The 18940-nt window shown below is 38.6% G+C and carries 16 protein-coding genes, 3 tRNA genes and 1 rRNA gene; 2 read left to right on the top strand and 18 right to left on the bottom strand.

Annotated elements, in window-relative coordinates:
• Positions 1-27: 27 nt before the first annotated feature.
• Together ELZ47_RS00100 and ELZ47_RS00095 are read right to left on the bottom strand one after the other, a co-directional pair.
• Positions 28-100 (bottom strand) — tRNA-Ala (locus ELZ47_RS00100).
• A 64-nt stretch (positions 101-164) separates the two neighbouring features.
• Positions 165-1712 (bottom strand): 16S ribosomal RNA (locus ELZ47_RS00095).
• Positions 1713-2008: 296 nt separating this feature from the next.
• Here ELZ47_RS00095 and ELZ47_RS00090 point away from each other — a divergent pair.
• Positions 2009-2941, top strand: a complete 933-nt coding sequence (locus ELZ47_RS00090; protein ID WP_126434931.1) for an IS30 family transposase — start codon at positions 2009-2011, stop codon at positions 2939-2941.
• Between the two features lie 95 nt (positions 2942-3036).
• Here ELZ47_RS00090 and ELZ47_RS00085 read toward each other — a convergent pair whose 3' ends face one another.
• The 13 genes from ELZ47_RS00085 to ychF form a co-directional block, all read right to left on the bottom strand.
• A complete protein-coding gene (locus tag ELZ47_RS00085) occupies positions 3037-3522 on the bottom strand; it encodes a sigma-70 family RNA polymerase sigma factor (protein ID WP_002928633.1) in 486 nt (161 codons plus the stop codon).
• A gap of 213 nt (positions 3523-3735) precedes the next feature.
• A tRNA-Asn gene (locus ELZ47_RS00080) sits at positions 3736-3809 on the bottom strand.
• Positions 3810-3814: 5 nt separating this feature from the next.
• Positions 3815-3886 (bottom strand) — tRNA-Glu (locus tag ELZ47_RS00075).
• Positions 3887-3991: 105 nt separating this feature from the next.
• Positions 3992-5971 carry an ATP-dependent zinc metalloprotease FtsH gene (gene ftsH / locus ELZ47_RS00070; protein ID WP_125332639.1) on the bottom strand — a complete coding sequence of 660 codons (1980 nt, stop codon included), beginning with the start codon at positions 5969-5971 and terminating at the stop codon, positions 3992-3994.
• Positions 5972-5988: 17 nt separating this feature from the next.
• Entirely contained in the window at positions 5989-6531 is a 543-nt protein-coding gene (gene hpt / locus ELZ47_RS00065; RefSeq protein WP_032906688.1) for a hypoxanthine phosphoribosyltransferase, read from the bottom strand.
• Positions 6532-6535: 4 nt separating this feature from the next.
• The gene (gene tilS, locus ELZ47_RS00060) at positions 6536-7813 is read right to left on the bottom strand and encodes a tRNA lysidine(34) synthetase TilS (RefSeq protein ID WP_125332641.1); all 1278 of its coding nucleotides are present in this window, start codon (positions 7811-7813) and stop codon (positions 6536-6538) included.
• Positions 7810-9093 (bottom strand): serine hydrolase, encoded by a 1284-nt coding sequence (locus tag ELZ47_RS00055; RefSeq protein ID WP_126434930.1) that lies wholly within the window; start codon positions 9091-9093, stop codon positions 7810-7812. Before ELZ47_RS00055 ends, tilS begins: the two co-directional genes overlap by 4 nt.
• Positions 9086-9214: an SP_0009 family protein gene (locus ELZ47_RS12040; RefSeq protein ID WP_002928624.1), complete on the bottom strand. Its 129-nt coding sequence runs from the start codon at positions 9212-9214 to the stop codon at positions 9086-9088. Before ELZ47_RS12040 ends, ELZ47_RS00055 begins: the two co-directional genes overlap by 8 nt.
• A gap of 2 nt (positions 9215-9216) precedes the next feature.
• On the bottom strand, positions 9217-9585 hold the full coding sequence (locus ELZ47_RS00045) for a septum formation initiator family protein (protein ID WP_023917162.1): 369 nt from the start codon (positions 9583-9585) through the stop codon (positions 9217-9219).
• Positions 9578-9844: an RNA-binding S4 domain-containing protein gene (locus ELZ47_RS00040; RefSeq protein ID WP_002894302.1), complete on the bottom strand. Its 267-nt coding sequence runs from the start codon at positions 9842-9844 to the stop codon at positions 9578-9580. Before ELZ47_RS00040 ends, ELZ47_RS00045 begins: the two co-directional genes overlap by 8 nt.
• Positions 9845-9934: 90 nt before the next feature.
• Positions 9935-13438: a transcription-repair coupling factor gene (mfd, locus tag ELZ47_RS00035; RefSeq protein ID WP_126434929.1), complete on the bottom strand. Its 3504-nt coding sequence runs from the start codon at positions 13436-13438 to the stop codon at positions 9935-9937.
• Positions 13431-14000 (bottom strand): aminoacyl-tRNA hydrolase, encoded by a 570-nt coding sequence (gene pth, locus ELZ47_RS00030; RefSeq protein ID WP_126434928.1) that lies wholly within the window; start codon positions 13998-14000, stop codon positions 13431-13433. The genes mfd and pth overlap by 8 nt, the downstream gene beginning before the upstream one ends.
• 73 nt (positions 14001-14073) lie before the next feature.
• Complete coding sequence (gene ychF, locus ELZ47_RS00025) at positions 14074-15189, bottom strand: redox-regulated ATPase YchF (protein WP_126434927.1); 1116 nt, start codon at positions 15187-15189, stop codon at positions 14074-14076.
• Between the two features lie 165 nt (positions 15190-15354).
• On the opposite strand from ychF, the gene ELZ47_RS00020 reads away from it, so the two are divergent.
• Positions 15355-15846 carry a DUF1307 domain-containing protein gene (locus ELZ47_RS00020; RefSeq protein WP_126434926.1) on the top strand — a complete coding sequence of 164 codons (492 nt, stop codon included), beginning with the start codon at positions 15355-15357 and terminating at the stop codon, positions 15844-15846.
• A 125-nt stretch (positions 15847-15971) separates the two neighbouring features.
• On the opposite strand, the gene ELZ47_RS00015 is transcribed toward ELZ47_RS00020, so the two are convergent.
• From ELZ47_RS00015 to dnaA, 3 genes are all read right to left on the bottom strand, one after another.
• Positions 15972-16166, bottom strand: a complete 195-nt coding sequence (locus ELZ47_RS00015; protein WP_002894296.1) for a DUF951 domain-containing protein — start codon at positions 16164-16166, stop codon at positions 15972-15974.
• A gap of 126 nt (positions 16167-16292) precedes the next feature.
• On the bottom strand, positions 16293-17429 hold the full coding sequence (gene dnaN / locus ELZ47_RS00010; protein WP_002908362.1) for a DNA polymerase III subunit beta: 1137 nt from the start codon (positions 17427-17429) through the stop codon (positions 16293-16295).
• 158 nt (positions 17430-17587) lie between these two features.
• Positions 17588-18940, bottom strand: coding sequence for a chromosomal replication initiator protein DnaA (gene dnaA, locus ELZ47_RS00005; protein WP_125332651.1), 1353 nt, complete (start codon positions 18938-18940; stop codon positions 17588-17590).

Genomic DNA, 18940 nt, shown 5'->3' with positions numbered 1-18940 from the left:
GCAAGCGGAACGTCTTCCATATCCTAATGGAGCCTAGCGGGATCGAACCGCTGACCTCCTGCGTGCAAAGCAGGCGCTCTCCCAGCTGAGCTAAGGCCCCACATAGCCCTCTCAAAACTAAACAAGACCCAAGTGCATTCCGTATGTCCTTACGGACTCCTTAGAAAGGAGGTGATCCAGCCGCACCTTCCGATACGGCTACCTTGTTACGACTTCACCCCAATCATCTATCCCACCTTAGGCGGCTGGCTCCTTACGGTTACCTCACCGACTTCGGGTGTTACAAACTCTCGTGGTGTGACGGGCGGTGTGTACAAGGCCCGGGAACGTATTCACCGCGGCGTGCTGATCCGCGATTACTAGCGATTCCGACTTCATGTAGGCGAGTTGCAGCCTACAATCCGAACTGAGACTGGCTTTCAGAGATTAGCTTGCCGTCACCGGCTTGCGACTCGTTGTACCAGCCATTGTAGCACGTGTGTAGCCCAGGTCATAAGGGGCATGATGATTTGACGTCATCCCCACCTTCCTCCGGTTTATTACCGGCAGTCTCGCTAGAGTGCCCAACTGAATGATGGCAACTAACAATAGGGGTTGCGCTCGTTGCGGGACTTAACCCAACATCTCACGACACGAGCTGACGACAACCATGCACCACCTGTCACCTCTGTCCCGAAGGAAAACTCTATCTCTAGAGTGGTCAGAGGGATGTCAAGACCTGGTAAGGTTCTTCGCGTTGCTTCGAATTAAACCACATGCTCCACCGCTTGTGCGGGCCCCCGTCAATTCCTTTGAGTTTCAACCTTGCGGTCGTACTCCCCAGGCGGAGTGCTTAATGCGTTAGCTGCGGCACTAAGCCCCGGAAAGGGCCTAACACCTAGCACTCATCGTTTACGGCGTGGACTACCAGGGTATCTAATCCTGTTTGCTCCCCACGCTTTCGAGCCTCAGCGTCAGTTACAGACCAGAGAGCCGCTTTCGCCACCGGTGTTCCTCCATATATCTACGCATTTCACCGCTACACATGGAATTCCACTCTCCCCTTCTGCACTCAAGTTAAACAGTTTCCAAAGCATACTATGGTTAAGCCACAGCCTTTAACTTCAGACTTATCTAACCGCCTGCGCTCGCTTTACGCCCAATAAATCCGGACAACGCTCGGGACCTACGTATTACCGCGGCTGCTGGCACGTAGTTAGCCGTCCCTTTCTGGTAAGATACCGTCACAGTGTGAACTTTCCACTCTCACACCCGTTCTTCTCTTACAACAGAGCTTTACGATCCGAAAACCTTCTTCACTCACGCGGCGTTGCTCGGTCAGGGTTCCCCCCATTGCCGAAGATTCCCTACTGCTGCCTCCCGTAGGAGTCTGGGCCGTGTCTCAGTCCCAGTGTGGCCGATCACCCTCTCAGGTCGGCTATGTATCGTCGCCTTGGTGAGCCGTTACCTCACCAACTAGCTAATACAACGCAGGTCCATCTGGTAGTGATGCAGTTGCATCTTTCAATTAAGTATCATGCGATATTCAATTTCATGCGGTATTAGCTATCGTTTCCAATAGTTATCCCCCGCTACCAGGCAGGTTACCTACGCGTTACTCACCCGTTCGCAACTCATCCAAGAAGAGCAAGCTCCTCTCTTCAGCGTTCTACTTGCATGTATTAGGCACGCCGCCAGCGTTCGTCCTGAGCCAGGATCAAACTCTCATTAAAAAGTTTGAGTTCGCACTCATTACTGTCCACTGACAGATTTATTTTCGTTTTTTTGACAGGTTACATATCTCTATGTCACCCTGCACTTGGTTCGTCTTGTTCAGTTTTCAAAGGGCTTTGTCTTTCGCGACAACTATATTAGTATATCACCCAACCACCTCCCTGTCAATACCTTTTTCTAATTTTTTTATCTTTTTATTTAAGATAAATTGTAAAATATAGTGCAACAAAAAACCCATAGGTTCTCAAATCGTGTAAACTGTAAGTAACCACACAAACAGACACGAGGAAATCCTATGGGCTACTTACATATTACCATAATTGATCGTCTAAAGATAGAAGCATATCTTGAAGCAGGTTTTAATCTGTCCTATATTGCAACTAAGTTAGGTTTCCACCGTTCATCAATTAGCCGAGAAATCAAACGGTGTCCAAATAAATATTCTGCCGAAGAAGCACAAAGGCAATATGAGGAATTATCTAGACTTAAGGGAAGGAAAACTGCATGTACTTCACAGATGAAGAAAGATATAGAACGTCATTTAAAAGCATCTTGGTCACCCGAGCAGATTCATGGGCGTTATCAGTACGAAAATAAGCCAATCATATCGTTTAAAACGATTTATAATTGGATATATAATGGGCAACTCGAAGTTAGTTTAGAGACGTTAAGACGAAAAGGTAAAACACGTGAACCTCGTGAGACTAGAGGGAAATTCATTATTGGTAAACCTATTTCCAAGCGACCTAAAGAAGTGAAGAACAGGCAAAATTTCGGTCATTGGGAATTAGATACCATGGTTTCTTCCAGAGGGAAAAGCAAAGGATGCTTGGCTACATTTGTAGAGCGCAAAACACGTTTTTATCTGGCATTTAAAATACCTGACCGATCAGCTAGATCAATGTTTTCAGCCATAGAAACACTTCAGAAGATTTTTCCTAAGAACTTTTTAAAAACATTTACATCAGACAGAGGAAAAGAATTTGCTTGTTATCCTCAAGTGGAAGCTTTAGGAATAGACTTTTACTTTGCGGACGCTTATTCATCTTGGCAAAGAGGAAGTAATGAAAATTCAAATGGTTTGCTTAGAGAATATTTTCCTAAGAGAACTAATCTAACCGACATTACTGATGAATCGTTAGTAAATGCTTTACTTGCTATAAATCACCGTCCAAGAAAATGCTTAGGTTACAAAACAGCATTTGAGGCACTTATGGATGAATTTTAGATTTGTTGCACTTTTTATTGCAATTTATCTTAATAAAAAACTTGATGCTCGAACCTGTTCTAGTAAAACAGATTGAGATTCATCAAGTTTGTTCATTATAAAATCGTATTGTCTTGAAAATCTTTTAGGTGATTTTTTAAATCTTTAAGCATAGCTCTTCTTCCTTTAAAGCGTTCATTGCTCATCAGTCTCTGATAATTATCCAATCCAACATCATCAAGAGTTCTTTTATAATTGTCAATCGCTTCTCTGAAGGCAACTAACTCATCTAGAAACAACTCTTTTGATTTTAGTCGATGTCCAATCTCGCTCACTTCTTCATAAGGCTGGCGGTCCAATTTGCGCTTTTGGCTTTCTTGTTTACGAATTTTATCATGTATATGATTTCTGAATTTTGTTTTGAAATAACGATAGAGTTTTTCCTCATCGTTTTCAATTCCTTTTTCTTTAAGCAGAAGTTCGTATAAAACTAACATCCCTTCTTGCTCCCAATCGCTATGTTCCCACAAGTGTATATAGTAATCTTTCTTACACTTCCAAACTATCCATTTCACCTTCTCATAAGTAGCTCTAAAATCCATAGTTCCTCCTTAAATTTTACTTGACTTAATTCTACTGTAAATAGAAAGCAAGGTGAGCTCTTTCTTCTAAAAAGCATTGTTTTGGAACTCTTCTGACTCTAATAATTGTTTTTAAGTCATTTCAGGCACATATTTAGTCATTTGGGAGGATTGTGCGAAGTATGAAAGCAAGAAAAAAATCAAATGCTTACACATTTGATTTTTTAAACCTAGCTCCGCCAGTAGGACTCGAACCTACGACATCATGATTAACAGTCATGCGCTACTACCAACTGAGCTATGGCGGATTATATAGTCCGTACGGGATTCGAACCCGTGTTACCGCCGTGAAAAGGCGGTGTCTTAACCCCTTGACCAACGGACCATTTCTTGTCCTTCTGCAGAACATATTCCATTATATCAGCTTTTCTTCCTTTGTCAATAATTATTTCAGAAAAAGAGAAAAAAGTTGGAGTTTCTCCAACTTCTTTTACTCGGAACTTTTTTCTTCCATTTTAGTTTTAATTTCATCATAAGAAAGCGCATGAGCTTCTTTGTCTAATTCAAGTTCAGACTCTTCTGGCATTTTGCCAGTTTCATACAATGATTTAATCTGATTGCTATCCAAAGTTTCATATTTAAGAAGCGCTTCAGCAATCAATTTATGAGTTTCGCGATGGGACTGGATAATCTCTGCTGCTTTGTTACGAGCTTCATTAAGAAGTTCTCTTACTTCTTCATCAATCTCATATGCAGTCTGTTCTGAAATTGATTTTTGAGGACTGGCTGCACCAAACATAGCATGGTTTCCTTCGTATTGAACTGGACCAAGTTTTTCACTCATTCCATATTCCGTTACCATACTGCGGGCCATCTGAGTTGCCTGTTCAAAGTCATTAGAAGCACCTGTTGTCTGCACATTAAATATAATTTCTTCAGCCACACGGCCACCCATAAGACCAGCTAATTGCTCTTTCATATCTTCTTTAGATAGAAGCATTTGGTCTTCCTTAGGCAGGGCAATCATATAGCCACCAGCACGTCCACGAGGTACGATGGTTACCTTATGTACGACACGCGCATTTGACAATACCAAACCAACAATAGTATGTCCAGCTTCATGATAAGCAACCATTTGACGATCGCGTTCAGACACCGTTTTATCTTTCTTAGAAGGTCCTGCGATTACTCTGTCTTCTGCTTCATCAATATCATCAGCATCGATAACTTTCTTGTTACGACGGGCAGCAACCAAAGCAGCTTCATTCAAGACATTTTCCAAATCAGCACCAACAAAACCTGGTGTCTGCTGAGCAACTAGTTTCAAATCAACATTTTTAGCCAGCGGCTTATTCTTAGCATGAACACGAAGAATGGCTTCCCGACCTTTAACATCAGGACGGCCGACCAACACTTTTCTGTCAAAACGGCCAGCACGCAGCAAGGCTGGATCTAATACATCCGAACGGTTAGTAGCAGCAATGATAATGATTCCTTCATTGCCTTCAAAACCGTCCATTTCAATCAAGAGCTGATTAAGGGTTTGCTCACGCTCATCGTTACCACCGCCAAGGCCAACACCACGCTGACGACCGACTGCATCGATTTCATCGATGAAGATAATGGCAGGAGCTGCTTTTTTCGCATCTTCAAACAAAGAACGAACACGGCTTGCTCCGACCCCAACAAACATTTCTACAAAGTCGGAACCTGAGATACTGAAGAAAGGAACTCCAGCTTCCCCAGCAACTGCCTTAGCAAGCAAGGTTTTACCAGTTCCTGGAGGGCCTTCTAGAAGGACACCGGCAGGAATACGAGCACCTAACTTGGTGTAACGTTTCCGATCTTTCAGAAACTCAACAACTTCTACTAGCTCTTGCTTTTCTTCCTCGGCACCAGCTACATCTGAGAAACGAACCTTGATATCTTCTTTGTTAGCTGCACGCGCCTTATTGCGGCCAAAATTCATGGCACCGCGGGCACCACCACCGCCACCTTGATTCATCATGGACATAAAGAAGAAGATGACAATTACAAAAGGAACGATGGAAGTGAGGATTGTAATCCACATTCCGCTTGAACTTTCGCGCTTTATGCTGATTTCAGTGTTATGCTCAGAAGCTAACTTTTGTAAATCAGAAATTGTAATATCTGACGGTAAAATAATACTTGTAAATCTCTCTACTTTAGAAACGTTTGGAGTGAAAAATAAAATCCCTGTATCTTCTTTCGATTCCTGAGGTGTTTTGTAAGTACCTGAAATCTCAACGACGCTGCCATTTGGCTGGTAGCTCATCTCTGTGACATTATTTTCCTTAATTTCCTTCACTAATTCTGTGTAATTGATTTGCTGACTGCGACCGCCAGTATCTCCTGAAAAGAAATACTGAAAACCTGTCACTAGGACAACAATAATCAGAATATAGAGAAATGGATTTTTTATAAAACCATTATTTTGCTTATTTTTCATCTATTAATAGTAAACCTTTATTTTGTATAAACTTCTTCTTTCAAAATACCAATATATGGAGTATTACGATAGTTCTCATTGTAATCTAACCCATATCCAACAACAAATTCATTTGGAATTGTGAAACATGTATAATCTGCATTGATTTCAACAATACGGCCTTCTGGCTTATCCAAAAGTGTGGCAATTTTCACTGATGCAGCATTTCTTTCTCTAAACAAATCGCACAAGCTTTTCAAAGTCTTACCAGTATCAATTATATCCTCAACAAATAGGATATCACGTCCTGTGATGTCTTGATCAATGTCTTTAATAACATTAATGACACCTGAGCTGGTAGTACCACCATGGTAGCTGGAAACCAACATGAAATCAAGCTCAATATGTGTATCAACATGCTTGATCAGCTCAGCCATAAAAGGCACGGAACCCTTTAAAATTCCAACAAAAATTGGATTTTTACCTTGGTAGTCTTTGGTTAATTGCTGGCCAAGTTTTTTTGCGGCATCCACGATTTCTTCATGGGAAATCAATATTTTTTTGATATCTTGTTCTAGCATAATTTTACCCATCTATTTTCTGAATATAAAGTACAGTACTCATTATATCACTTTTTAATGCCTTACTCAAATCACTGATAGCAATATTTAAGATTGCTAAAATTTGATGATTTTGTTCCACGATTACAGATGAATTCCGTTCTTCAAAGGAAACCTTCTTATCAATAAAAAGACGGCGAAGTTTCTTGTGATGACCATTCAGCAAAATACTGTCTCCCTCTTTTCGAAAGCGAAGTGTTAGCGAAGTTTCACGCGAGACAAAAATTTTCTGTATATTTTCACCACTCAAAGGAATCCCGAATGAAAATCGATAATGCCCAAACTCAATCAGATTCTCAAATTCTAACAAAATTGAATCCATTTTTAAATCGGGCTTACGACTGATTTTTCTAATTTCAAAACGCTGGTAATCTTTAACAAGCTCATAGTCTTTTTTCAAAGTGTGCTGATAATTGACCTTAGTCCGCAGGATGTTTAAAATTTCCTCAAACTGCTGCTTACTCAGATTCAGACCAGGAAAGTTTTCGAGATAGTTCTGCAGTAGAAAACGTTGAACCTGAGGGATTTGCTGATGAAAGACTTGGACATTTTCTATATCTAAATCTCTAGTCAAGTGAGACAAAGCGGTCTGCCAATCTTCAATTTCCTTGCCCAGATACCGCAAAGAATCCTTGAATTTCGGATTTTCTTTTTCTAGATCCGGCAGATAAAGATTGCGAATTCGATTTCTGAGATAGTCATTTTGAAAATTACTGCTATCTTCAAAATGTTGAATCTCTGGAAAGTCTGACTTACGAAAAGTAAGCAAAGGACGAATCAGCTCCCCGCAAGCAAAAGACTGGACAGCTTTCATGCCGGACAGATGACGAAGTCTAGCTCCACGCAGCAGCCGCATAAAAACAGTCTCAGCTTGATCATCTGCGTGATGGGCAGTTACTAGAGCTGTATAGTGTTCCTCCTGCATCACTTTCCCAAAAAAATCATAACGAAACTGCCTAGCAGCATTTTCTGAAAAATTACCAGAAAAACTTGATGTAAAAATCTTTACACCAAGCTGTTCCGCAATCTTTACTAATGCCTTTTCTTCTTGATCTGACTCTGGCCGCTGTTTGTGATTGACATGAGCAATCGCAAGCTCGATAGCCAGTTCTTTTTGAGAATCAATCAACAGCTGCAGCAGTGTCATAGAATCCAGTCCACCTGATACAGCAACCAAAACTTTTCGATGGTCTTGGAAATACTTTTTCTCCTGCATTTTTTTAAGAAATTCGTGCTTGATCATTTCAGGACTCCATAGACATCGTCTGCTATCTGGGAAATGGTATCATAGTTTGAATTATTGGTGAAAATAACAATGATAAAAGGAGAATCCGCATAGACAATCGCAGCATCATGCTTGAAATCATAGGCGTCGCCAATTTTATGAGCTACTTTAGCTTCAATATTTTTAGAAATCCGCTGATTATCATAATTTGTCTGAGACAAGGCATCGATAATCATGCCATTTTGCTCATAGATAGCTTCCAAAACATTTCCAGCCATACGTGAAGATGCTTGTCTTTCTTCCACATCCCATTTCTTTCCAGCTATTTTGTTGATCGTCTGCTGAAAATTTTTATCAGATTGATCGGTCACATAATAACCTAAAATATTGTGAGCGACATTATCTGATTCTTTGGCCACTCGATTAATCAAATCCTGAACTGAATATTCCTTGTCATCAGCTGACTTAGCAATACTGCCACTTCCTTCTGGTTCGTAAGCACCTGCAAAATCATTAACTGCTCCAATATACTTGAACTTCTGATCTAAGGAAAGTTTTTTCTGATCCAGCTGTTCCTGCACATAGTAAAGATAAGGCAATTTTGTCACACTAGCTGAATACATCTCTTGATCTTGATTAATGCCTGCTTCTTTGCCAGTGTCCAACTGTTTGACATAGATAGAGTAGTCAGCTTTGTTATACTTACTGCTCAGAATTTCTTGAACTTTGTCCATTCGATTATCAGTCTCATCCAGAAATTCCATAGAAACCCAGCCCTGTCCTTCAATCTGGGCATAAGTTCCTTTGACTGTCTGGACAATTTGAACAATGTTTACTTTTGTATATGGAGCTAATGTTGTATTGATTTTTTTAGCTCCGTTGATATTGGCTTTATCATAAAGAATGAAGCCAGGTTTCAACCACATTTCTTGATGGATATCTTCGATTGACTGGACAGTATCTTCGTAAATTGTGTTTTTGTCCGCTATCACAAACTGCCCATTTTTCAGCTTGAAAATCGGGACTCCTTCTTCATTTACATAAAATCCTGCTATCTGGATAGGCTGGTCTGGAACTAGCTTTCCAGCAGTCTTACTCAGAGTAGAATCTGTAAATGTAGGAGTTTCTTCATAAACATTAGGATTTGTCGGGATGCTATCATAATAGCGTCCATACGTAGTGCTTGTAAAATGATATTTTTCTTCCTCGTCTAATACGAAATCTTTTTCGGTACTAATAACTGTGATACTGCTAAATAAAGCTGGCAGCAAAAATATCAGTAACAAAAACTTACGCATGTTTTCCCCTTTCCTCTTGATTTTCTTGAAGTTTCAAAGTTTGATTTTTTTCAGACAGTTCTTCCAATTTCTCATCTGAAAAGGCCAAGAACTGCTCAATTGTTTTTAATAAATCTTCCATAACTACTGTGGCAATAAATCTGGGATAGTATAAATGTACTCACCCTCTTTTGAAAAAGAGTATTTAGCGCGTGCATACTTAGCCGCATAGCTATCATCTTTTAATTTGGCTGCTATATCAGATTGATAGACCTTTTCTTCGCTGAGCGTCTGATATTTCTCCTGGAGTTTAGAATATTGTTCACGACGCTGCAGCAAGGTTTGATAACTCTGGTACAAATTATAGGTAGGTAGAATAAATAAGAGAATCACCAAAATCAGAACCCAGCCCATAAAACGGTTGCGTTTCCGCCGTTCCTGATCTACATATCTGCGGCGTTGATTTTCATCTTGAATAAAACGATTATTGAGTTGGACGATATTTTTAGGCATCTTCTTCTATCCTTGTTTCACTGACTATTTCGTACATTTTAGCTGCATCTTCTTTTTTAGTACTGTCTTTCATCTCCAGAACCTTTACAGTCAAGAGTTTATTACCAAAGCGTACTTCAACCAAGTCATCCACTTTCAAATCTGTTGAGCTCTTGGCCAAGATACCATTCACCTTTATCCGACCCTTGTCAGCTACTTCTTTAGCCACTGGACGTCGCTTGATAATCCGTGACACTTTCAAATATTTATCTAATCTCATCCTATTACCTCATTTTCTCTTAATTTATTATTCTACCATTTTTTGAGAAAAATAGAGCTTAAAAAGCCAAACTTCACTGAATTGTAACCTTTATTCTGCCTTACGCTGTTTAATTTCTAGCATCTTTTCTCCAAAATTAACCAGACCTTCTAAAATCTCATAATCTTTTTTGTTCCTCACATCAAAGATTACTTCAATCAAGCCATTTTTTTCACCAATTCGAGCCTTTAAATTCGTCATCGAAAGTGCTTCAAAATAGTCCTGCGTCAGATAAAGCTGCTGCGAAATTTTCTCAAAATGAATAATTACTGCATTCTGCTGGCGTTCCACTGACTTTACAAAAGCCTGATCTAAATAAGACTTAGCAAGTCCAATCTCCAACAGATAGGCTACAACATCAGGATACTCCCCAAAACGATCAATCAATTCATCCTGTAAATTTTCATAGTTTACACGGCTGTCAATCTCACGAATTCTCTTGTAAATTTCAATCTTCTGTCTTTCATCAGAAATATAGTCACTAGGCAGATAGGCATCAATCTGCAGATTAAGTTCTGCATTGCTTTTTTGACGTTTGTTTTCTCTACCCTGCTTTTTAGCAATGGCTTCTTCTAGAAGCTGTGAATACATCTCAAAACCAACAGAATCAATAAAGCCAGATTGCATGCTTCCTAGGATATTTCCAGCACCCCGAATAGATAAATCTCGCATGGCAATCTTAAATCCAGAACCTAACTCTGTAAATCCTTTAATAGCCTCCAGACGCTTTTCAGAAACTTCTGTTAAGATTTTATCTGGTCTGTACATCAGATAAGCGTAAGCAATCCGATTGCTGCGGCCAACTCGGCCACGAAGTTGATACAAGGTTGACATCCCCATGTGGTCAGCATTTTCTACAAACAAAGTATTGGCATTTGGGATATCAACCCCAGTTTCAATAATGGTAGTGGTCACCAAAATATCGTATTCTCCATTGATGAAATCCAGTAAAGTGTTTTCTAAACGAATTTCACTCATTTGGCCATGAACATAGCCTATAGAAGCTTCTGGGATTAACTCTCTTAATTCTGAAACTTTCTGTTCGATTGTGTCAACCTTATTGTAAAGGTAGTAAACCTGTCCACCTCGGTCTATTTCACGTAAGACAGCTTCTCGAATCACTGTAGGATTGCTTTCTAAAACATAGGTCTGAACAGGATAGCGATTAGTTGGTGGGGTCTCAATGACTGACAAATCACGAATCCCCAGCATAGACATATGAAGAGTTCGAGGAATAGGAGTTGCTGTCAAGGTTAGGACATCAACTTTCTTTTTCAATTCCTTTAATGTTTCTTTATGTTTAACTCCAAAACGCTGCTCTTCATCAATGATGATTAAACCTAAATCCGCAAATTCTACATCTTTGGATAAGAGTCGGTGGGTCCCAATGATAATGTCAACCTGTCCCTTCTGCAGCTTATCCAAAGTCTGTTTTTGTTCTGCCTTACTCCTGAAACGGCTGAGTACCTCGACATTGACCGCAAAATCATTAAAGCGTTCTTTAAAGTTAGTATAGTGTTGCTGGGCTAAAACCGTTGTTGGCACTAATACAGCTACTTGTTTATGATTATTGACAGCCTTAAAAGCAGCCCGCATAGCTACTTCTGTTTTCCCAAAGCCTACATCACCAACTAAGAGACGGTCCATCGGACGACTGCTTTCCATATCCTTCTTCACTTCCTGAATACTTCTTAGTTGGTCCTCTGTTTCAACATAAGGAAAATCATTATCAAATTCCTCTTGATTGGAATCATCCGCTGAGAAAGCAAAACCTTTTAGCTGGCTGCGTTCAGCATATAGTTTAATCAAATCATCCGCAATATCCTGAACCTGATGCTGAACTTTTTGCTTACTCTTCTGGAAACGACCGTCATTTAGCTTATTTACCTTAGGTATTTTTCCATCGCTGGCAACATATTTTGATAGGAGATCAATCTGGTCAACTGGAATCGAAATACGATCAGAATTTTGATATTGAATCGTTAGATAATCACGGTGGACACCAGAGATTTCAATCGTTTCTATCCCCAGATAACGTCCTATCCCATGAATATTATGGACAACATAATCCCCTTTTTCTAGCTCATTATAATCTTTCAGTCGTTCAGCATTGGAGATATTCTGACGCCGAATTTTTCGTTTTATTTTCTTGTGAATAATTTCGTACTCTGTAATAAGAACAATTTTCTCATCTACGAAATTAAAGCCTTGAACAAGATTTCCTTCTATAAGCTGAACTGCATTTTTGTGAATCTCAGCCTCTTTTATATAGTCTAAATGAATATCATATTCCTGTAAATTTTTATGTAAACTTTGTAAACCTGCAGAAGAATTCGCTTGTAAAATTATTGTATAGCCAGATTTTTTATAACGATTAATTTCTTCCTTGAGCAAAGGAAACTGACTGAAAAATTCTTGCATTGGGTACTGATTGAATTGATACAAAGCATCAAATTTCAGATTTCCCAAACCTTTTTGAAAGCTTGAAAAGAAGGTTGCTGGTTTATATTGACGATAATCTTGGTATTTATCTGCAAAATATTTTTGACTTGATAAAGCTTTACAACTTTGTAAATCATCTGTCAACAAACTAGCTGTTTCCAGTTCAAATTGAGCATGTCGATCCACAATTTTTTGAAAATCATCAAAAAACACAGGACTATGAACAGGCAAGTAGTCTAAAATAGTCCATTCTTTCTGATAAAAATAAGAAAGGAATTTACGAATATCTGCATGATAGAACTCCTCTTTGGCACTGATTAGTAACTCTTCTAAGTAAGATTTTAAAGCAGGGTCAACAGCTTTTTCTAAAATAGTTTCCAGATTTTCTCGTCCTCGAGCATAATCTTTCTCAGAAAGCAGGATATCAGAAGCAGGTTTAATCAAAATACTTTCTATATTCTCAATTGAAGTTTGATTTTCTGGATTGAAAATCCGAATACCATCAATTTCATCGCCAAAAAACTCCAGTCGATAGGGAGAGTCTGCTGAGCGCTCAAAAATGTCTAAGATATCTCCTCTTAGACTATATTCTCCCTGACTTAAAACTTGGGATACCTTCTTGTATCCTGATCTTGACAATATCTTTACAAGATTATTTAGATCATATTCTTGTCCAACTTTCAAATTTATGTTGCTTGTTTTAAAATCAATGGGATCAGGCAAGAGTAATTTGCTAGCTGCGACATTAGTAACTAAAATTCCAGACTTTTGATGGTCTATTAAAAAGTTTAGAGCATCTAATCTCGAAAATATTTTTTCCTGTGATGCAAAAACAAATTCTGCTATAGGAGTATCATCTGCTAAGAACATATAGACCTTGTCTTCTCCCAGCAAAGAAATCAAATCACTAGCCAAACGATCTGCTTCATTTTGACTAGAAGTCAGCACAAGGATTTTATCAGCTTCTTCTAATCCAGCCGCTATAGTAATCGCTTTTGTTGATGCAGACAATCCCATTATCAACTGTCTGCTGCTTTTATGGAGATTTTTCTTCCAATCTGAAATTTGCTGGTTTTGACAAAATAAATCAATCAAGTTCATTTTATTATCCATTATACTTCTGCATTGCTTGTTCAAAATTGCCTGACTGTAAATAATAATTTACAGCATTGTCAACCTTATCAAGAGTATTCAGAATCATTATATAATCATCTTTATCAAATTTTCCTAGAACGTGGTGGACCACTGTCATGCCTTCTTTTGGACGGCCAATACCTATCTTTATCCGTTTAAACTCTTGACTTCCAATGTGTTTGATAATAGATTTAATGCCGTTATGGCCGCCAGCTGAACCCTTGCTGCGCAAACGAATCTTACCAACTTCCATATCCAAATCATCATAGATGACCAATAAATCCTCTATATCTAAACCATAGTATGCCAGTAAAGCTTGAACGGCCTTTCCGCTCTCATTCATAAATGTAGTTGGTTTTACAAAATAGACTTTTTCACCATTTAGAAAAGTAGAGGCAATATCTGCTTGAAAGATTTTATCAGCTGTAAATTTTAAATCAAGATCTTTACAGATCTTGTCAATTAGCATAAACCCAACATTATGTTTGGTTTCAATATATTTTTCTCCTGGATTTCCCAGACCGACTATTAACTTTACCATTTTTCTCCTTTATAAATGCCAAAAGGGCTGGAAAAAATTTTCCAACCTAGAATTTTTAAACTTTACAAATACTTTACACATTAAATCTAAATTCCATGATATCGCCATCTTGAACGATATATTCTTTTCCTTCTTCGCGCAAACGTCCAGCTTCTTTAACTGCTTTTTCGCTGCCATAGTGCACTAAGTCATCATAAGACATGGTGACTGCTCGAATAAAGCCTTTTTCAAAGTCTGAGTGAATAATGCCAGCTGCTTGCGGAGCTTTCATTCCACGCTTAAAGGTCCAAGCACGCACTTCCTTTTCACCAGCTGTAAAGTAGGTTCCAAGTCCCAACAGATGATAAGCTGCTCTGGTCAGTTTATCCACACCTGATTCTGTCAAGCCGATAGCTTCTAGAAATTCTGACTTATCTTCATCATCCAATTCAGAAATCTCTTCCTCTGCACGCGCTGAAATGACAACAACTTCAGCATTTTCTGTAGCTGCAAATTCACGAATCTGCTTCACATAGTCAATATTATCTGGATCAGCCACCTCATCTTCACTGACATTGGCCACATAGAGAACCGGCTTAGTCGTTAAGAGAAAGAGTCCTTTGACAATTTTCTGCTCTTCTTCTGTGAATTCAATTGTGCGAGCTGACAGACCATCTTCCAGGACAGGCTTAATTTTCTGTAAAACATTAAATTCTGTCACTGAATCCTTATCTTTTTGGGTACGAGCCATCTTCTCTACACGCGCATAACGTTTGTTAATACTTTCTAAGTCTGCTAAAATCAATTCTAGATTAATGGTCTCAATATCAGCCATTGGATCCACAAATTCAGACTCACGGCCCTGTTCCCGCATGACATTTTCATCATCAAAGGCACGTACTACGTGGACGATAGCATCTACTTCACGGATATTGGCCAAAAATTTATTCCCTAGCCCTTCTCCTTTTGAAGCGCCTTTCACAATTCCAGCGATGTCAGTAAATTCGAAGGTTGTTGGAACTTTCTTCTGTGGTTTGATGAGTTCTGTTAATTTATCCAAACGTGCATCCGGAACTTCTACCCGACCGACATTTGGATCAATTGTCGCAAAAGGGTAATTAGCTGCTTCTGCACCTGCTTTTGTAATTGCATTAAATAAAGTTGACTTACCAACATTGGGTAAACCAACGATTCCTGCTGTCAAAGCCATTCTTATCTTCTCCATTCATCTTTTCAATCCAAACCATTATACCATAAATCCTTATCCTAAACAGCGGATTTGAGTTATTTTTCTAGCTTTCTTTACAGAAATGTAAAATAAATTGAAGAAAAAAATGGTATAATGTAGCTAATATTCTTATTAAAGGAGTCCCTAATGAAAAAGAATACTTTCAAAACACTTTTTCTTTCTTTCCTTGCGGTTTCCGCTTTGTTTGTTTTAGCTGCCTGCAGCAGTCCTAAAAAAGCTTATTTCCAGCTGATTGACCAAAATACTAAGCAAGATAGCCGCATCACTGTTGAATACAAAGGTGATGAGATGCTTACAAACGAAACAAACAATACCTTCTACTATAAACCAGTTGGCTTGACAAAATACACTGCTAAAGAGCAGACAGAAGCCTATGCTAAATCTATTGAGGGTATCAAAGGATTAACTCATAAAATTGAGTACAAAGATGATTATTTAACTGAAAAACTGACAATCGATTTTAGCAAAGCTGATATTGAAGAACTACAAAGTAAACAGCTTCTTCAAACATCTGGTAATCAAAAAGCAGATTATATCAGTTACAAAGAAACTGCTAAATTACTCGAAAAAGCAGGTTATAAAGAAGTTAAAGACGGTAAATTTGAAGATCTTAAATAAAAGCAAAATGGATAGGACTTAAAAAGTCCTATCCATTTTTGATTGAAAAATAAGAAAAAAATCTAAATCTGGTCTTCAGCAATGCAAATCAGTTTTCCACAATAGCATTTACAATGAGTTTTCGTCTAATCAATTATTTTCTTCATTTTTCTTTCAAAATCGTGACGACTCATCATCACAAGATGTTCACAATTGGTGCAACGGATTTTGATATCTGCACCAACCCTTGTGATTTCCCAGCGATTCGCCTTTTTCCCAGTCGCTTTAATGGTGCAGGCATGGGGCTTTTTCATTTCTACAAAATGACCAATTTCATACATTTTTTTCTCCTTTCAAGGAACTAGCATAGTCCAGGAAGAAAACTTAAGCATCTATCATACTTTGTAAATGAAAAGAGCTTAGGACCAAGAATTAAAAATCTGTAACTTGGCCCACTGCTTTTCATCTTAATTAGTTCTGACAGGTGTAATCAGCTGAATAAAGTTTTCTGTGTCTTCACTCGGTACCAAGGTGAACGGGCGGACAGATGAGATAAAGCTAATCGTTACTTTTTCACTGTCAATGGCCTTCAGAGCATCAATCAAATAAGTTGGATTAAAGCTAATGGTCAAATCTTCGCCAGTTACACTTTCTGTATCAATTTCTTCGTTAACACGGCCGACCTCTGGTGAATTTACATGGGCACTGACAATACCGCCTGCAATCTCCAGTTTAACTGTTCCATTCTGTGTGGCATTAGACAAGAGACGAGCGCGTTCCATAGCTGCACGCAAATCAGATGTATTAAAAGTAAGGACACTTGTAAATTCAGTCGGAATCAAACGATCTGTATCTGGATAATTTCCTTCCAATAGACGGGTGTAGAAGCTGATATTTTCGCTTCTGAAAAGAATTTGATTGTTAGCAAAGAAAACCTCTACCGTTTCAATTTCATCGGTAAAAACAGCCGTAAATTCCCGTAAAGAGCGACTCGGAATAACTACGTCAAAATTATCTCCGTTTTTCTCTAGAGTAATTTTCTTTTGACTCATTCTGTGGGAGTCTGTTGCAACTGTTTTCAAAGAACGGTTATCTGTCAAAACAAAGTGAACACCAGTTAAAATTGGACGGCTTTCCTGAACACTGGCTGCAAAGGCTGTTTCGTTAATGACATCTTTAAGAATTTTTGTTTCAAGAACCAAGGGATTGCTGGCAGAAATTTCCTGGATTCGTGGATACTGGTCAGCGTCTTTTCCTTTCAGGGTAATCTCTGATTTGCCGCTAGTCAAAACGATTTGTTTTTGTTCAATTTCTTTAAAATCCAAAATAATATCTGGCAGGCTGGAAACAACATTAATAAAGAAAGTCGCTTCTAATAAAATTGAACCTGTTGAGTTGACAAGCAAGCCTGCATTTTCATTTTGAGTAGAAATAAAGTTTTCAATCGACACTTGGCCATTCGAGCCAATTAAAGTGATTCCTTCTTTGGTAACATCAATTTTCACAGTAGAAAGAATAGGAATTGCATTTTTATGGCTGATAGCCCTTTTAGTAGTATTTAACGCTTGTAAGAAGAGATTTTTATTAATAGAAAAATGAATCATAGGATCTCCTTTTTATTTATTTATGATTATAAGATTAATAGTAATAGTAGTTTATGTGAATTCTGTGGAAAAATAGCTTGGTCCTTATTCTAACAAGTTTTGAGACTTGTTCACAAAGTGTGGATAAGTTTTGAAAAAAATCTGTAGTTTTCCACACGCTATTTTATTTTATTCTTGATGCTTTCAATTTCTAAACGCAAATTGTCGTCTGATTCAATCATAGTTTTGATTTTTCCATGTGCATGGATAACAGTCGTATGATCTTTGCCGCCAAACTCACGGCCAATTTTAGGCAGACTGTTATCAGTCAGCTCACGAGTCAGATACATAGCTACCTGTCTAGCTAAAACGATATTTTGTACTCGACGGCTGCCTTTCATCTCTTTGACACTAACACCATAGAATTTCCCAACTTCAGACTGAATCTTATCAATCGGGATAACTGTTACCTGGCTTGAATCCTGCTTGCGTGCTCGAATAGCTTCCGCAGCGATATCAATAGTAATTTCTTTCAGATGACGAACTCTAGCAATGAGACTGATGTCATTCAAAGCACCTTCCAAGTCGCGGACATTGGAATCGAACTGTCCTGCAAGATATTCTAAGGTATCATTCGGGAAAATATAATCCAAATCTTCAATTTTGTTTCGCAGAATTGCAATTCGTGTTTCAAAATCTGGCGGTGTAATATTCTGAGTTAATCCCCATTTGAAACGTGTTACCAAGCGTTCTTCCAAATTGTCCAGATGATCAGGACTGCGGTCGCTGGTTAAAACAATCTGTTTATTTTCACCATGAAGAGCATTGAAAGTGTTGAAAAATTCTTCCTGAGTTGAAACCTTTTTTCCGCCCAAAGATTGAATGTCATCAATTAGCAGAAGATCCAGACTACGATAGATTTTTTTAAAGCTATCCATCTCTCCCAATCTTAAATGTTCGAGGAAGTCGTTAATAAAGGTTTCAGCCGGTATATACTTGACACGCGCATCTGGAATATTTTCTAAAATTTGATTGCCAATAGCATTTAATAAATGAGTTTTGCCCAGGCCAGGTCCTCCGTAGATAAAAAGAGGATTATAGGTTGTGGCCAGATTCTCAGATACCGCTAAGGCAGCAGCTTTAGCCCAGATATTTCCGTCTCCCTGAACAAAATTATCAAAGGTATATTTTGACTTTAAGCCAGTATCAATAGATGGCAAGCTTGGCTGAACAGTGCTGATTTGAGGACTGGTTACTACAGATTTCGGAGTTTCAGTGTTAGTTGCTTCTTCAAAAATATATTTTCCAGCAATCTGATCATTAAAAATCTCAAATCCTGCAGTAAGAATAACTCCTACTAAGTTTTGCTCCCAAAATAGTTGTTTTACTGGACTATCCAGGAAAATAACAGCTTGTTTTTCTTCAACTTTGACAAGCTTGGCTTCAGCAACAAAGAAATCATAAGTTGTCTGTTTTAGCTGAGCGTGAGCCAATTCTAAAATACGATTCCAAAAGTCCTGTTCTTTGGTCAT

The organism is Streptococcus sanguinis, from assembly GCF_900635155.1.
Lineage (GTDB): Bacteria > Bacillota > Bacilli > Lactobacillales > Streptococcaceae > Streptococcus > Streptococcus sanguinis_G.
This window is presented reverse-complemented; position numbering and strand designations above follow the sequence as displayed.

Excerpts from the sequence above, each read along its gene's own strand:
- ELZ47_RS00090 (WP_126434931.1), top strand. The coding sequence starts at position 2,009 with ATGGGCTACTTACATATTACCATAATTGATCGTCTAAAGATAGAAGCA.
- ELZ47_RS00085 (WP_002928633.1), bottom strand. The coding sequence starts at position 3,522 with ATGGATTTTAGAGCTACTTATGAGAAGGTGAAATGGATAGTTTGGAAG.
- ftsH (WP_125332639.1), bottom strand. The coding sequence starts at position 5,971 with ATGAAAAATAAGCAAAATAATGGTTTTATAAAAAATCCATTTCTCTAT.
- hpt (WP_032906688.1), bottom strand. The coding sequence starts at position 6,531 with ATGCTAGAACAAGATATCAAAAAAATATTGATTTCCCATGAAGAAATC.
- tilS (WP_125332641.1), bottom strand. The coding sequence starts at position 7,813 with ATGATCAAGCACGAATTTCTTAAAAAAATGCAGGAGAAAAAGTATTTC.
- ELZ47_RS00055 (WP_126434930.1), bottom strand. The coding sequence starts at position 9,093 with ATGCGTAAGTTTTTGTTACTGATATTTTTGCTGCCAGCTTTATTTAGC.
- ELZ47_RS12040 (WP_002928624.1), bottom strand. The coding sequence starts at position 9,214 with ATGGAAGATTTATTAAAAACAATTGAGCAGTTCTTGGCCTTTTCAGAT.
- ELZ47_RS00045 (WP_023917162.1), bottom strand. The coding sequence starts at position 9,585 with ATGCCTAAAAATATCGTCCAACTCAATAATCGTTTTATTCAAGATGAA.
- ELZ47_RS00040 (WP_002894302.1), bottom strand. The coding sequence starts at position 9,844 with ATGAGATTAGATAAATATTTGAAAGTGTCACGGATTATCAAGCGACGT.
- mfd (WP_126434929.1), bottom strand. The coding sequence starts at position 13,438 with ATGGATAATAAAATGAACTTGATTGATTTATTTTGTCAAAACCAGCAA.
- pth (WP_126434928.1), bottom strand. The coding sequence starts at position 14,000 with ATGGTAAAGTTAATAGTCGGTCTGGGAAATCCAGGAGAAAAATATATT.
- ychF (WP_126434927.1), bottom strand. The coding sequence starts at position 15,189 with ATGGCTTTGACAGCAGGAATCGTTGGTTTACCCAATGTTGGTAAGTCA.
- ELZ47_RS00020 (WP_126434926.1), top strand. The coding sequence starts at position 15,355 with ATGAAAAAGAATACTTTCAAAACACTTTTTCTTTCTTTCCTTGCGGTT.
- ELZ47_RS00015 (WP_002894296.1), bottom strand. The coding sequence starts at position 16,166 with ATGTATGAAATTGGTCATTTTGTAGAAATGAAAAAGCCCCATGCCTGC.
- dnaN (WP_002908362.1), bottom strand. The coding sequence starts at position 17,429 with ATGATTCATTTTTCTATTAATAAAAATCTCTTCTTACAAGCGTTAAAT.
- dnaA (WP_125332651.1), bottom strand. The coding sequence starts at position 18,940 with ATGACCAAAGAACAGGACTTTTGGAATCGTATTTTAGAATTGGCTCAC.